The organism is Paenibacillus sp. S29 (assembly GCF_049319765.1).
GTDB classification, from domain to species: domain Bacteria; phylum Bacillota; class Bacilli; order Paenibacillales; family Paenibacillaceae; genus Paenibacillus; species Paenibacillus polymyxa_B.
This window is the reverse complement of sequence record NZ_JBMOUI010000006.1, coordinates 270,845-285,660: the sequence shown is the minus strand read 5'-3', so window position 1 is coordinate 285,660 and position 14,816 is coordinate 270,845. Positions and strand designations below refer to the sequence as shown.

The following is a 14,816-nucleotide window of genomic DNA, read 5'->3' as shown; positions in this document are numbered from 1 at the left end:
TTAAAGGTTTACATCATCAAATATACCCATACCCCGTATATGTATGTTAGTATAGGTGTGCAAGAATAAAATCCCACTTCAAAGGAGAGAGCATCATGAAAATCGCAATCATGCTTTTCGATGGAATTACAGCGTTAGATGCAATAGGTCCATACGATGTGTTTGCTGCTACACTGAAATGTGAAGTGAAGTTTGTCGCTAAGCAAAAAGGGTTAATCAAGCTGGACTCAAATATGGGTTATTTGCATGCCGATTACAGTTTTTCTGAAGTTAATTCAGCTGATATTCTTGTTGTTCCTGGATGCAGTCCGCCAAATTATAAAACCCCAATGAATGATGAAGAAACGTTGAATTGGATTCGCCAAATACATGAAACTACGAAATGGACCACGTCGGTTTGTAACGGCTCTTTGATTTTGAGCGCAGCAGGCTTGTTAAATGGAACCGTAGCCACCAGTCATTGGGGTTCCTTAGACCTGCTCCAATCTCTTGGAGCCATTCCAACAGATGAGAGAGTGGTTCGTCAGGGCAAAATGGTTACAGCAGCCGGTGTCTCCTCTGGTATTGATATGGCACTCCAGTTAATAGCTTGGGAATTGGGAGAAGACATGAGTAAAGGAGTCCAGCTGATTTTGGAATACGATCCTCAGCCTCCGTTTGACACGGGTTCACCCAAGAAAGCTCCTGCTAAATTGGTAGAACAAATAAGAGGCATGTTACAGGAGTTTGCAAAACAGGAGCCCAATAGCTAGGCTTAATAGGTTTGTATTTTTATTTACAATGGCCCCTATTTCAACTAATATGGTTTACACATAGTAAAGGGTTACATAGTGTAAATGGTTGGAGGGGGTTACAAACATGAGCAGCTTACCTAAGTCTGCTACATTTCCACTTTTCATTCTGATGCTTATTGGGTCAAGGTATGGTGATTCCCATTCTGCCTGAACATTTGAAACAATTTAATGCGGCAGGAGCTGCTGCGGGGTATCTTATTACCGCTTTTGGAGCAGCTCAGTTTATTTTTTCGCCCCTAGGTGGGCAGCTTTCGGATAGATGGGGACGAAAATCCATGATCATAACGGGGCTGTTTTTAACCGTCATCTCGGATCTCATGTTTGCTGTTTCTACGACATTGCCTCTTCTATATATTGCCCGATTTATCGGGGGGATAGGTATTGGACTAATGGTTCCTTCCAATATGGCCTACGTCGCTGATATTACCACTTCTGAAACCCGAGCTAAAGGAATGGGATACTTGGGCGCCTCCATGAATTTGGGTATGGTGCTTGGTCCGGGTTTAGGCGGTATGATCGCTGAGTTTGGCATCAGGGTGCCCTATTTTTTTGCTGGTGGACTTGGACTTGTAGCTACGCTGCTTAGCTTGTGTATGCCAGAGACATTACCCAAGGAAAAACGAAAACCCGCTAGCCAATGGGGCCGCCGGGAGCCAATTCGCAGCCAAATCCTAAATTCATTTCGGACATCCTATTTTCGTTATCTCCTCCTCATTCTGGTCATGACATTAGGTTTGATGAATTACGAAACAGTGTATGCTCTTTTTGTAGAACGAAAATACGGTTTTGATGCCACTAAAATCTCAATGATCATTACGGTTGGTGCAATTATAGGCATCGTTGTGCAGATTTGGCTGCTCGATTATCTCATCAAGAGACTTGGAGATATGAGGCTAATACGTCTCTCTTTGATCATGACAGCCATCGCTTTATTGTTAATGTTACTTAAGATCAATTTAGGTTATTTGCTGGCGGTATCGGCACTGTTTTTTGCTTTTAATGCCTTCCTAAGGCCAACCGTAAGTACAATGATCGCGAACTCAGCTGGTGATCGTCAAGGATATGCCGCCGGATTGAATACGACGTATACTAGCCTAGGCAATATATTGGGGCCTATTTTAGCGGGTTTGTTGTTTGACAAGCACATTCATATTCCTTATATTTTTGGTGCACTTATTCTTGCATCTGCCCTTTTCTTAACCTTACAAAAACCAAAAAATGAGAAACGGATGGTTGCTAATGACTGAGAACTGGCACCAGAATTTGAAAAACAAAAATCGGGAAGAGCTCATTGCTGCTGCGAAGGAACTTTTTATGAAGCAAAGCTTTCTCAAAGTTAATGTTAAGGATGTATGCAACGTGGCTGGTGTAAGCCGGGTCACATTCTATAAGCACTTTCAGTCCATGAACGAACTGATCTTTGAGGTTCAGATGGAAATCCTGGAGAGCATGACCGAATTTGTTAGAAGGGCGCCTTCAGCCGAAATGAGCGGTAAGAAGATGCTTACTTCGATGCTTGATGCATGGATTGATTACGCTTGGCAACATCCGGAATACATCAAGTTTATTCTTTTATTCGATCTGCATTACGAAGCTTATGATTCAAATCAAGAACTCAAAGTACAGTACAAAAATTTTGTTAGCAGGGGAAAGGAACGACATTTCCTGATGGATGCTCTGGAAGCTGGATTCCAAGATGGATCATTGAAGTCTGATACGGAACCCTTAAAGACCGCTCATTTTATCTTCACGTCTATGATGGGTATACTCCAGAAAATGAGTCTGACGTCCAAGGACGATTGGAATAACGAACTTGAGGATATACAAATTGCTAACCGATTTGTGGGAATGTTGATTCAGTATTTAAGTCCAGAAAGTGATAAATCCCCAACCTTGTAGGCAGAAGTCGCCTGTCATATTCCAGAGGATTTCAGATCGTCCGATGGAGTGAAATAGAAGTACATGGCTCAGTCTGTTAAACTGTGAAAATAGAGCGGTTGCAGATACATTGCTGTGTTAGCCTTATCTATTTTGTGGAGGTGCGGGGATGAACGGAAGTCTGTTTGAGCCACAGCTGCGTGACGGGGATTATATTCCCCGTTTTTTTGCTTACTATTACAAGCAATGGCATGACTATACCATGTCTTATCACGATCATCATTCCACTGAAATTATGTACATGATTTCCGGTTTTTGCAGGGTAGATGTACAAACGGGAGAAAATGTGGAAGAAAGCATCACGCTGCGTAAAGGCGAGTTTATTATGCTAGACGCAGGTGTACCGCATCGACTGGTGGTGGAGGGAGAACAACCGTGCCGGATGCTAAATGTAGAGTTTGGTTTTTCGGAGGGAGTGAGAGTAGGACCGTCTATCCGACAAATGGCAGCAGAGGAGCAGGAGGTCACGACGCTCATGTCACGTCCGTTCCCGTATTTGGTACTATCGGACCCGGAAGAGGTATATTATGCGCTGAAAAGTCTTGTGCTAGAGCTGGACCAACGAAAAGCACAGCCGGGTGCAATGGCTGAGATGCTTTTTATGCAATTGCTAGTACGAATTGCACGTCTACGGGAAGAGGCAGAGCGCAGCAACACGCAGCAAACGGATATGTACATCAAACGATGCATTGAATTTCTCCATCTAAACTATGACCGAGATATTGTGGTTAAGGACATGGCGGCAGCCGTGAATCTGCACCCAGGTTATTTGCACCGTATTTTCAAAAAACATACTGGGCAAACGCTTACCGCGTATTTAACGATGCTGCGAATGGACAAGGCCCGTATGCTTCTTCAGCAAACGGACATTCCCATTCAAGAAATTGCCGATTATGTAGGCGTGGCCAGCAGGCAGTATTTTCATATGTTGTTCAAAAAGCACACAGGCAAGACGCCTGTAGAATACCGCTCAGCTGTGGAGCGCAATGTGAGGAACTATGCGGAGGAGGATGGGAGCTGATAATAAGAAGCCTCTGAACCATTGCCGATTTAAGGTCGGTATGACTCAGAGGGCGTGGCTAAAGTTGGGTCATTTCCCAAGCCACATATTTTCCATCTGTTCAAGTGATCTCCCCTTGGTTTCGGGAACCTTGCGCCATATAAAGACTACGACGAACAACGAGATGGCTCCGAATAACCAGAAGGTATTGGACGGGCCGGCTGAACTCAGCAGAGGAGGGAATGCCTGCGATACTAGATAATCGCCGGCCCACAATGCCATCGAAGCGATGGCCACCGCTTTGCCGCGAATGCGGTTCGGAAAGATTTCCGAGATCATAACCCATACGATCGGCCCAAGCGATATAGCATAGGAGGCCACGTAGATCAATATCATGATGAGTACGAGCGGTCCGGTGGTCAAACCCATTTTGAATGCGGCGCCAATAATAACCAAACAGCAGGTCATCAACGAGGTGCCGATGATCAGCAGGACTTTTCGTCCCGCTTTGTCGATCAGCCATACGGATACGATGGTGAACAACACATTGATCAACCCGATCCAAATGGTTTGGGTCAAAGAAGCGTCCGTACCGAGTCCCATTCCTTTAAAGATAACCGGCGCGTAATACAAAATGGCATTGATGCCGGTAATATGCTGCATAATGGCGAGCATGACACCGATAAAGAGAGCGACCCGAATACCGGGAGCGAACAATTGCTTCAATGAGTCGTTCTCATTTTTGAATGATTCCTTGATATCAAGCACTTCCTGCTTAGCGGCTTCTTCACCGTGAATTTTCAGCAAAATCGGCAGCGCTTCATAAGGCCGATTTTGTTTAATAAGCCATCGCGGGCTTTCGGGTATGAAGAGCATCAAGAGCATAAAGATCAGTCCCGGAACGGCTCCCACTCCGAACATCCAGCGCCAGGCTGTTGAGACACCCCAGGCTTCATCCCCCAGGCTGACGATCCACGAATTCTGAAAATAAACCAAGAAAATCCCTGTTACGATCGCCAACTGATTTAAAGCAACCAAACGACCTCGGTATTTGGCGGGAGCAATTTCCGCGTTGTACACCGGACAAACGGTGGAAGTGATGCCTATGCCAATGCCGCCGATCATGCGAAAGATAACATACCCGGTGAACGTGTCTTGAAGCGCAGAGCAGATCGAGCCGACGACGAATAAAAATCCGGCGGCCAGTAATACCTTTTTTCTGCCGATCTTTTCACTCATGTAGCCGGAGAGAGCCGCTCCGGTGACACTCCCGACAATCAGACTTGACACCGCCCAACCAACCTGAAATTCGCTCAGCGAAAAACGTTGCTGTAGGAATTCGACTGCTCCCGAAACAACCGCGATATCAAAACCGAACAGGATACCTCCGAGCGCAGCTACGATGGATACCAACGTCACAAAAAGCATATTGGGTTTTTCTGATTGAAGCGCTTTCTGTTGAGCGCTTTCATTATTGATGATTACTGCCATATGATCATCTCCCCTCCAGATCTCTGGAACCTCATTCCGTTCTTCGAGGAGAAGTATAACATGCGCTTATAAAAGAAAGGCCAGTTATCGTCTTCAATAAACGGACCTTTTCATGCACGATTTTGGCTTCGGTTCCCGAATCGGAGATAGAGGGGCTGAACCTAGCATTACCTTGTCATTCGAGCTTAAAAAAATCCATGCCGATAGTCGGCATGGATGAATCTCACTATTTTTGGCCTTTAAACTCAGTGGGAGGAACGCCCGTTATCTTTTTAAAGACGCGGCTAAAATAGTTCGGGTCCTTATAACCCACTTCAAAGCTGATTTCCTTAAGAGTAAGGTTGCCAGCCTTAATCAGAGAGATGGCTTTATCAATCCGCAGCCGGGTTACAAAGTCGATAAATGTTTCTCCGTATTCCTGTTTGAAAATTTTGCTGAAGTAGTGAGGATTCAAATGGACAAAATCAGCCACTTCTTCCAGCGAAAGATCATCGTTGAACCGTTCCTCGATATACATTTTCGCCCTACCCAGCATAGTCAGTGTTTGAACCTCTCGCTGTTCGCGTATCCGTTGCAGTGCTGACATGACGTACGTCTGCTGAAGCATTCCATTCTCCGCTTTGATGGCAAGCAAAGAAGCGTTTCCAGCCTCTGATGACTTCAGTTCGTCAAAGTGGCAGAAACCTCCATCCCGCTTGCGTAGGGTGGAGGCAAAAACGGCTTCGAAATAGGACTTGCGAAGTCCTTCCTCGCCGCTATGCAGCGATCCGATTCCAATGGCCGTCTTTATACCAAGTTGCTGCTGGGCAAGCTCGGAGAGCTGCTGAACAAGGTGATTCACCAACTGCCGCCAGTCGTTTTCGCCGGTGACAGGTGGCTTTCGTAAAAAAGTGGCTACATGATGGTCGATCAAGGAGCTTACAATGGCATTCGGGCCATGCGTTTTTACATAGCTTCGGAAATGATCGTAAATTTTCTTTTTATCCTGCTCGTCCGTATATCCGTCAAAGGCGGCAATGATGGCGCTTCCCTGATCAAGAGGAAAGTCCAGCCATTCCGATAGCTGGGAAGCGCTTGAATCCACGGTCTGGTCGACCATAAGCATTAAAGCCAGCTCATTTTCTGCGAGCGGCATCAGCTGTGAGATTTTGTGCCTAAGCTCCAATTCTTCCGTACGTGCCCGCTTCTCGCACTCAATTTCTTCAATCAGTCGTTTCAGTGTACCGATGATCAGTTCTCGCTTCGCTGGCTTCAGAATATATTCTTTCACACCCAAAGAGAGCGCCTCCCGGGCATAGGCAAAATAATCATAGGCAGTAACGAGCACGAATCGGGTATCGGGAAGCCGCTCCTTTAATTCACGAAGCGCCGCAAGCCCGTCAATTCCAGGCATATTGATATCCAGAATGGCAATATGGGGACGGTGCTCTTCCGCACATTCAATCGCCATGCGGCCGTTGCCGGCATGAATAAACCGGAATATCCCCGGCATCGCCCGTTCCACTGTCAATTCCAGTCCTTCTCTCTCCAAAGCCTCGTCATCCGCGATCAACAACCGATACATCAGTCTGCTCACTCTCCTTCTTGACTGGAATTCGTATTGTTATGGTAGTACCTCGTCCGATATTGCTATTGATTTCAACCATTCCTTCCTTTCCGTAGAACAACTGCAGCCGCCTAAACACATTTTGCATTCCAAGTCCTGTTGAACTGCCGCTTTCGACTTCGCCTTTAAGATGGAGTACCGACAGTCGGGTTTCCTCCGTCATGCCCTTTCCGTTGTCCGAAATTTCAATTTGTACATCTTCGTTTGCTCTCGATAGCGTTAACATGATAATGGCTCCGTCTTCCATATCTGCCACACCATGAAGAAAAGCGTTTTCAATAAATGGCTGGATCGTCAGGGCCGGAATTTGCTGCTGAAGTACGGAAGCGTCAAAGTGAAGATCAAAGCGAATTCTGTCCCTGAAGCGCGCCTGCTGGATGGTTACGTATTCGCGGATATGATCCAGTTCCTCCTGGAGAGTTACGGGTTTGTCCAGCTTCTGCAGGCTGTACCGTAGCAGATTGGACAGCGAAACGATCAGGTCGCTGGTTTTCTCCGCCCCTTCCAGGATCGCCAGCTTGGAGAGCACATTTAAGGTATTGAATAAAAAGTGCGGGTTAATTTGATTTTGCAGAGCCAGAAGCTCCAGTTCCTTCACAAGCCGCCGCATTTCCAGACTCTGTTTATCCTTCTCGATAAGGATACTCAAATCGGTGGACATTTGCGAAATGGCGTCCGACAGTACGCCTAGCTCGTCATCCCGTCGCGGTTGGGGCCTAATATTCAGATCACCTGTGGCGATTCGCTTCGCCAGTCCGACAAGTCTGCCGACAGGGCCAGTAATGCTGCGCGAGACCCAGATTGCAAGCAAAACCCCCATCAGCGCGTTCATGCCGAACAACGCCACTCCCCATCCGTTCATTCGCTCATTCTTGTTCCGGATGTTCTCAATGATTGGCCGGTAATAAGCCAGTTCAGCATCGATCAGTTGCTGACCCTCCTCATGAATATAGCTGACGGTTTTTTCCGCTTCAATATAATGTTCAAAAGCCGATTGAGGATCTTGTACCTTTGCATCCAGAACTGCGGCTTGTTTCTGTTCAAGAAATGTGGCCAACAGATTCATGTAGTCCTCTTCGGCGAAAGAAGGGTCGGTCGAGTCGGAGACTTCCTGAATTCTGGCTTTCAACTGCATTAATTGGTATTCTGTCGGACCCTGCACAGCCTTATCGCCTCTTGGATTAAGCAGATAGGCATATAGGAGCTTTAAGTTGCTCTCCGCCGATTCGGAGGTTTGCTCAATGAGGAGAATTCGGCCAAGCATTTCATCGTAGCTCTGTTGTACGACCTTTCCGCTTTGGAATACAAAATAAGCGATGATATTGGCGAACACAACTAGAAGAGGGATGAACAGAAGCAGCTTCGTTCTGATCGTCATCGTCTGTCATCTCCGGTCATGTTGTCGGGAGTGTCCGCATGCATCTCATATACCCTGGTGTAGGTTAATTCCTGGGGGGCATTCCCCTTTAGATAATCATTCAGCAATTTTATGGCCTTAGCCCCCATTTCCTCTGGCTGTTGAACAATGGTCAGTTCGATTTTGCAATCTCTGATGGCTTCTAACGTCTCGGTCATATCGTCAAAAGCGAAAATCTGCAAACTCCGCGCGCCGCGCCGCTCCGAGGCTTCCAGAATGCCAAGGCCGTCCAGCGCACTGAATCCGACCATGTAGCGGATCTGCGGATACCGGGTGAGCATGTTCTGAGCTTGCTGTGCTGCCTGAAGCCGTGAAATATTTGAGGAGCGAATCTCCACAATGCGGAGCTTGGGATAGCGACCGATCACAGAACGAAATCCAGCAAGCCTGAGTCGCTGATTCTCAACACGCTCGCTACTGATCATAACTCCGATGTCGCCACGCTCTCCAGAGGCTTTCGCTAACAGCGCGCCCATCCGTTTTCCTGCTCCTTCGTTATCCGTTCCCACGTAAGCTAGTCTACGGGAGCCTGGTTCATCCGTATCGATCGTGATGACGGGGATGCCAAGTCCGGCTGCTTTGTCGATTAATCGGCGATACTCTGGATCATTTATCCCTTGAACCAGAATTGCATCCGCCTTACTGGCGATCGCTTTATCCAGCAGTTTGACCTGCTCGGACGGATTAATGCGGTCCGGCCCGATATAATCGAGCCGCATACCGTACTGTTCCGCTTCCTTTCGGGCTCCTTGTTCGATTGACCGCCAGTAATAATTATCCAACTCCTGTGATATCAGTACGACTTTTGTATCGGAAACCCCGTCTTTTGGAGAAACCGTCTTCAATAACTCTGCAAATTGGTGAATTTGAAAAGAAGACAGAGTGAACTGAAAGAGCAGCCAGGCAAATAGCAGGAAGACGGGGATAAGGATAAATGTCCATTTACGGTTTGACATGTATTGCTCCTTTGTCAATATTTAGAGACTTAACTCATTATACAGCAACAAAAGAAGCGTAGGCAGCTATCGTCAACGGCAAGCAGCATTTATTGATGCGAAAGTTAGGATTTTTGACACCTAAATACGAAACTGGTCATGATTTTGATAACGCTTTCTACGGGCCTATTGCTACAATGACGGTATATACCCATTCTAATTACCGGAGGTTGAATGCCGTGTCATTTAAAGTAGCGTTTATTGGAGCAGGAAGCATCGGTTTTACCCGTGGAATTTTGCGAGATCTGTTAACGGTGCCGGAATTTAATGATATTGAAGTGGCTTTTACAGACATCAGTCAGCACAATCTGGATATGGTTACTGAGCTGTGCCAGCGGGATATTCGGGAGAACGGTTTATCGATACAAATACAGTCCTCTGCGGACCGAAAGATAGCTTTGAAGGATGCCAAATACGTCATTTGTACGATCCGGGTTGGCGGTCTTGAAGCCTTTGCGACCGATGTGGATATTCCGCTGAAATATGGCGTGGATCAATGCGTGGGCGATACCCTGTGTGCAGGAGGCATCATGTATGGTCAGCGCGGCATCGCTGAAATGCTGGAGATTTGCAAGGATATCCGCGAGCTAAGTGCACCGGATGTATTGCTGCTGAACTACTCGAATCCCATGGCGATGATGACGTGGGCCTGCAATAAATACAGCGGTGTGCGTACAATCGGTCTATGTCACGGCGTCCAGCATGGGCATCACCAAATTGCCGAGGTGTATGGTCTGGAGAAGCAGGAGGTGGACATTGTATGCGCCGGAATCAATCACCAGACGTGGTACATTCAGGCGTCTCATGAAGGCAAGGATCTGACAGCTGGACTGCTGGAGGCTTTCGAAAAACATCCTGAATATAGCCGCACCGAAAAGGTACGCATCGACATGCTTCGTCGTTTTGGCTATTACAGCACAGAGTCGAATGGTCATCTCAGTGAATATGTACCTTGGTACCGAAAGCGTCCGAATGAAATTATGGACTGGATTGATCTAGGCAGCTGGATCAACGGAGAAACAGGCGGCTATCTGCGTGTATGTACAGAAGGACGTAATTGGTTTGAAACAGATTTCCCTAACTGGATGAAAGAAGACCCATTGGAGTACAAGGTGGAAAATCGCGGTGAAGAGCATGGTTCATACATTATCGAAGGTCTGGAAACCGGACGTGTATACCGGGGGCATTTTAATGTCGTTAATAACGGTGTGATTTCCAATTTGCCGGACGATGCGATTATTGAAGCGCCTGGATACGTGGATCGGAATGGTATCTCCATGCCACATGTAGGAGATCTTCCGCTCGGTCTTGCTGCCGTCTGCAATGTAAGTATTTCCGTCCAGCGTTTGGCTGTCGAAGCGGCTGTACACGGAGATGATAAGCTGCTGCGGCAAGCGTTTATGATGGATCCGCTAGTGGGCGCGGTGTGTAATCCGAAAGAAATTTGGCAGATGGTCGATGAGATGCTGGTGGCGCAGGAAGCATGGCTGCCGCAATATGGAGCAGCGATTGCCGAGGCGCGTCAACGTCTGGCTGCAGGCGATCTGATTCCAACCCGACCCTATGAGGGAGCAGCACGACTTAAGGTGAAGACGGTTGAAGAAATGCAACTGGATCGGGATGCCGCCAATAAAAATGCAGGGCAATCCGACAAAGGCAAGGATCGCGAAAAAGTGTAGAACAATAAGAGCGGAGATTGTCTTCACAACAATTAAAGGGTGTTTTCATGGTCATGAGGGCCTGAAAGCACCTTTTTGCTGTCGATAGATATGACGATTTGGCATAGTTGGCGTGCTGAAGTTTATCATTGTCGATTTAGGCTGACGGAAATTAAAGAATACGGTCTTACTTTTTATGAATTTGCTCTTTTGCCGTCGATCCTAAATCTCCCGAAAGCTTGTTATAGCAGGGATGTTCAACAAATGAAGAAACCGACTTCAGAAAAAGAGGGGCCGCGATGAACCACTAGGGTGGCAATTCATATGCCTAATTAATAATGTAGTCCTTAATTTATTCAATTTACAGCAGATTTCCAGCTCACTATAATCTAACATAGGAGGTGACAAAAAGGGGAAAATGTGAGCGCATGAACAAATAGAAAGCGCTTACCTTTCACAGCTATGAACGCCGCTTTTTTTTGGAGAGAGTAGGCGTAACTCACATTTAATCATGTAACAATCAGGTGCCGACATAGGAAGATTCAACAAAATCCACGGAAAGATAGGTGAAGCAATTGAAAACAAAGCAAGTGCTTCGTAAAAGCATGAAGTATGCTTTTGCGCTATCACTCGTCGCAAGCAGCTTTCTACCAGGTGCAGGATTTACGGATAAAATACATGCAGAATCCCATGTGGACAATCCTTACCAAGGGGCGACAAAATATATTAGCCCTGATTATGCGGCTAGTGTCGACACATCGATTGCCAAAATTACGGATGCCAATCTGAAAGCAAAAATGCAAACGGTCAAAACATTCCCGACAGCCGTATGGCTTGATCGTATCGCTGCTATTAACGGCGGTGGAGGCAAGCTTGGCCTGGAAGCGCATTTGGACCAAGTATTGGCGCAAAAGAAAGGCAGCACACCGATTACGGCGGAATTTATTGTGTATGATCTGCCCGGACGGGATTGTCACGCCTTGGCTTCCAATGGTGAATTGCCGCTGACCCAGGCAGGTCTGGAAACCTATAAAAAGGATTATATTGACAAAATAGCTGCTATTTTTGCAAATCCCAAATATAAGGATATTCGTATCGTAGCGATCATTGAACCAGACAGTTTGCCAAATCTGGTAACTAATCTGGATGATCCGAAATGTGCACAAGCCAAGTCTACAGGAATCTATGAAGCTGGCGTGAAGTACACAATGAATAAGCTGAACGAGATTCCTAACGTGTACAAATACGTAGATATCGGTCACTCTGGTTGGTTAGGTTGGGATAACAACCGTTCAGCAACGGTATCCCTGTTTACAACCATTTTCAAAGATACTAGCAAAGGTCTGGCCAGTGTAGATGGCTTTATCACGAATACAGCCAACACTTCACCGCTGACAGAACCTAATTTGCCTGATCCAAATCTGAATATCGGTGGACAGCCGATCAAATCGTCCAAGTACTACGAATGGAATCCTAATTTCGATGAATCGGATTTCGCAGAGGCATTGCATAGAGATTTTGTCAGCGCAGGCTGGCCGAGCTCACTCGGTATGTTAATTGATACAGGCCGTAATGGATGGGGAGGACCTAACCGTCCGACTTCCGCAGTCGGCAGTGATATTAACTCCTATGTAAACTCAGGCCGTGTTGACAAACGCTCGCACCGTGGTAACTGGTGTAATAACAGCGGAGCAGGTATGGGAACGCCGCCACAAACGGCTCCAGCTGGCCATATTGATGCCTATGTATGGGCGAAACCTCCGGGTGATTCCGATGGTTCCAGCTCACTCATTCCGAACGATGAGGGTAAAGGCTTTGACCGTATGTGTGATCCTACCTATACAACCAAGGATGGCACATTAACGGATGCTTTACCGAATGCACCTATTTCAGGAGCATGGTTCCATGATCAGTTTGTGATGCTGGTACAAAATGCGTACCCTGCTATCGTGCCTTCCACTGGTGGTGTGGACCCAGCGCCTACAGCTCCGGCTGTACCGTCAGGCTTAAAGGCTGTTGTGGGCAATGCTCAAGTAACGCTGACTTGGAATGCGTCTACGGGTGCCGATAGCTACACGGTCAAACGTGCTACTAGCGAAGCAGGTCCTTTTACAGCCGTTGCGCCTCTTGTAACGGAAAGAGAGTACACGGATAAGGGACTGACGAACGGAACAACTTACTTCTATGTTGTAAGTGCTACGAATGCGAAAGGAACAAGTAAGGATTCCGCAGCGGTAAGCGCTGAACCTAAAGGTACACCGACTGATCCAACAGACCCTACAGATCCTACAGAACCAGCGGGTGATCTGGTTGTAATGTATCGGGCCGGGGACACTGATCCAGCGAATAACGCAGTCAAGCCTTTCTTTAACTTGAAAAATAAAGGAACAACACCTGTGAAGCTGAGTGAGCTGAAAATTCGTTACTATTTCACGAAAGATGGCAGCCAGGAGCTGCAATCTGCAGTAGACTATGCGCAAGTAGGTAATGATAACGTGCTGCGTACCTTTACTGACAACTATATTGAAATTGGTTTCAGTCCTGCTGCCGGTACGCTTGCTGCCGGAGCGCAAACAGGTGATATTCAGATCCGCATCAACAAAAGCGACTGGTCTAATCTGGACGAATCCAATGACTACTCCTTCGATCCAACCAAAACCTCTTATGCAGAATGGAACAAAGCAACGTTGTTCCACAATGATAAGCTGGTGTGGGGAATCGAGCCTTAGGATTTGGTCAGAACATGTGCCCTTGAATGATTGAAAAGTATTAAAAGAAGGTTACGGCATCACTGTCGTAGCCTTTTTTACGTCTTCGAATAAAGAATTTGATGACCAAGGGAATAAGCATTGAAATTGTGTATAATGAAAAAAAGAATGCTGTTCTACTGTGGAGGGTCATCATGAGCAAAAAGTTAATCTTAGATGTAGATACTGGCATTGACGACGCGCTTGCTATTGCGTACGCGGTCCATTCGCCGGAATTGGAGCTACTCGGTATTACAACCACCTTTGGTAATATCTCGGTGGAGGAGGCAACACGTAACTCACTGATTCTGCTGGAAAAACTGGGGGTAGAGGCTCCCGTCGTGTCTGGCGCTCACAAGCCGTATGCTCGGGAGCTGTTCAAACCTTATTCCCGGCATATTCACGGCGAAGACGGTATTGGCAATCAGTTGAAAGGAGCACCCTCCCGTCAGGCTGCGTCTGGGGATGCCGCTGATTTTATAATCGGACAGGCTCGTCGCTATGAAGGCAAACTTACCCTGGTAGCTGTGGGACCGCTGACCAATCTTGCGATTGCATTGGATCGCTGTCCCGAATTGCCCCAATTGCTTGACCGCCTGATCATCATGGGCGGCGCGGTCACAGTGAAAGGGAATGTAACTCCGACGGCTGAAGCGAATATTTACGCCGATCCAGAAGCCGCAGCCTATGTGCTGGGAGCGGGCTTTCCGCTTACGCTCGTTGGGCTGGACGTCACGATGCAAACACTGCTTCCACAGCAGGATGTGGACAAATGGCGTGAACAAGGGACCGAGCTGGGTGCGTTTATGGCAGATATGACAGACTTTTATATGGAAGCTTATCGCAACTTCAGACCTGGTATTGCAGGCTGTGCTTTGCATGATCCACTGGCTGTAGGATTAGCGATAGATTCCAGCTTTGTGGAGACGCGTCCAATGCACATTGCCGTTGAGGTGGGCGATTCCGCCGAGGTTGGCCGCACCCGTGAGGTGCAAAATGAGAACGAAGCTCAAGCACTGACTACGGTTGACGTGGCACTTAAAGTCGATGCGGAGCGATTTTTGCGTCATTTTCTTAGCCGGGTGGTATAAAAAAATAATTCGAAGATTGCCGATGAACCTGCATCGGCAATCTTTTGTGCATACATGTTTTAAGGGCATTCATCTAGAG

The 14,816-nt window shown here is 47.1% G+C and carries 10 protein-coding genes and 1 pseudogene; 7 read left to right on the top strand and 4 right to left on the bottom strand.

Annotated elements, in window-relative coordinates:
- The first annotated feature begins 95 nt into the window (after positions 1 to 95).
- The 4 genes and pseudogenes from ACL9RM_RS13230 to ACL9RM_RS13215 all read left to right on the top strand — a co-directional run bounded on the left by ACL9RM_RS13230 (position 96) and on the right by ACL9RM_RS13215 (position 3,753).
- Positions 96 to 752 carry a DJ-1/PfpI family protein gene (locus tag ACL9RM_RS13230; protein ID WP_250259225.1) on the top strand — a complete coding sequence of 219 codons (657 nt, stop codon included), beginning with the start codon at positions 96 to 98 and terminating at the stop codon, positions 750 to 752.
- A 106-nt stretch (positions 753 to 858) separates the two neighbouring features.
- Positions 859 to 2,041, top strand: a pseudogene (locus tag ACL9RM_RS13225) (MFS transporter).
- A complete protein-coding gene (locus ACL9RM_RS13220) occupies positions 2,034 to 2,693 on the top strand; it encodes a TetR/AcrR family transcriptional regulator (RefSeq protein ID WP_250267588.1) in 660 nt (219 codons plus the stop codon). Before ACL9RM_RS13225 ends, ACL9RM_RS13220 begins: the two are co-directional and overlap by 8 nt.
- 148 nt (positions 2,694 to 2,841) lie before the next feature.
- Positions 2,842 to 3,753, top strand: coding sequence for an AraC family transcriptional regulator (locus tag ACL9RM_RS13215; RefSeq protein WP_250267589.1), 912 nt, complete (start codon positions 2,842 to 2,844; stop codon positions 3,751 to 3,753).
- Between the two features lie 69 nt (positions 3,754 to 3,822).
- Here the strand turns inward: ACL9RM_RS13215 and ACL9RM_RS13210 are convergent, their stop codons facing one another.
- The 4 genes from ACL9RM_RS13210 to ACL9RM_RS13195 form a co-directional block, all read right to left on the bottom strand.
- Positions 3,823 to 5,223, bottom strand: a complete 1,401-nt coding sequence (locus tag ACL9RM_RS13210; RefSeq protein WP_069291246.1) for a sugar porter family MFS transporter — start codon at positions 5,221 to 5,223, stop codon at positions 3,823 to 3,825.
- 226 nt (positions 5,224 to 5,449) lie between these two features.
- Positions 5,450 to 6,787, bottom strand: a complete 1,338-nt coding sequence (locus tag ACL9RM_RS13205) for an AraC family transcriptional regulator (protein WP_250267590.1) — start codon at positions 6,785 to 6,787, stop codon at positions 5,450 to 5,452.
- On the bottom strand, positions 6,762 to 8,207 hold the full coding sequence (locus tag ACL9RM_RS13200; RefSeq protein WP_250267591.1) for a sensor histidine kinase: 1,446 nt from the start codon (positions 8,205 to 8,207) through the stop codon (positions 6,762 to 6,764). The genes ACL9RM_RS13205 and ACL9RM_RS13200 overlap by 26 nt, the downstream gene beginning before the upstream one ends.
- On the bottom strand, positions 8,204 to 9,202 hold the full coding sequence (locus ACL9RM_RS13195; RefSeq protein WP_250267592.1) for a sugar-binding protein: 999 nt from the start codon (positions 9,200 to 9,202) through the stop codon (positions 8,204 to 8,206). The genes ACL9RM_RS13200 and ACL9RM_RS13195 overlap by 4 nt, the downstream gene beginning before the upstream one ends.
- Before the next feature lie 218 nt (positions 9,203 to 9,420).
- Between ACL9RM_RS13195 and ACL9RM_RS13190 the strand changes: the two genes are divergently transcribed.
- From ACL9RM_RS13190 to ACL9RM_RS13180, 3 genes are all read left to right on the top strand, one after another.
- A complete protein-coding gene (locus ACL9RM_RS13190) occupies positions 9,421 to 10,920 on the top strand; it encodes an alpha-glucosidase/alpha-galactosidase (RefSeq protein WP_250267593.1) in 1,500 nt (499 codons plus the stop codon).
- Between the two features lie 545 nt (positions 10,921 to 11,465).
- On the top strand, positions 11,466 to 13,628 hold the full coding sequence (locus ACL9RM_RS13185) for a glycoside hydrolase family 6 protein (protein ID WP_250267594.1): 2,163 nt from the start codon (positions 11,466 to 11,468) through the stop codon (positions 13,626 to 13,628).
- A gap of 173 nt (positions 13,629 to 13,801) precedes the next feature.
- Positions 13,802 to 14,737: a nucleoside hydrolase gene (locus ACL9RM_RS13180; protein WP_028543206.1), complete on the top strand. Its 936-nt coding sequence runs from the start codon at positions 13,802 to 13,804 to the stop codon at positions 14,735 to 14,737.
- The last annotated feature ends 79 nt before the right edge of the window (positions 14,738 to 14,816 follow it).

Bases quoted from the DNA above. Each gene is read 5' to 3' on its own strand.
- ACL9RM_RS13215 (WP_250267589.1), top strand. From the start codon at position 2,842: ATGAACGGAAGTCTGTTTGAGCCACAGCTGCGTGACGGGGATTATATT.
- ACL9RM_RS13210 (WP_069291246.1), bottom strand. From the start codon at position 5,223: ATGGCAGTAATCATCAATAATGAAAGCGCTCAACAGAAAGCGCTTCAA.
- ACL9RM_RS13200 (WP_250267591.1), bottom strand. From the start codon at position 8,207: ATGACGATCAGAACGAAGCTGCTTCTGTTCATCCCTCTTCTAGTTGTG.
- ACL9RM_RS13230 (WP_250259225.1), top strand. From the start codon at position 96: ATGAAAATCGCAATCATGCTTTTCGATGGAATTACAGCGTTAGATGCA.
- ACL9RM_RS13220 (WP_250267588.1), top strand. From the start codon at position 2,034: ATGACTGAGAACTGGCACCAGAATTTGAAAAACAAAAATCGGGAAGAG.
- ACL9RM_RS13205 (WP_250267590.1), bottom strand. From the start codon at position 6,787: ATGTATCGGTTGTTGATCGCGGATGACGAGGCTTTGGAGAGAGAAGGA.
- ACL9RM_RS13195 (WP_250267592.1), bottom strand. From the start codon at position 9,202: ATGTCAAACCGTAAATGGACATTTATCCTTATCCCCGTCTTCCTGCTA.
- ACL9RM_RS13180 (WP_028543206.1), top strand. From the start codon at position 13,802: ATGAGCAAAAAGTTAATCTTAGATGTAGATACTGGCATTGACGACGCG.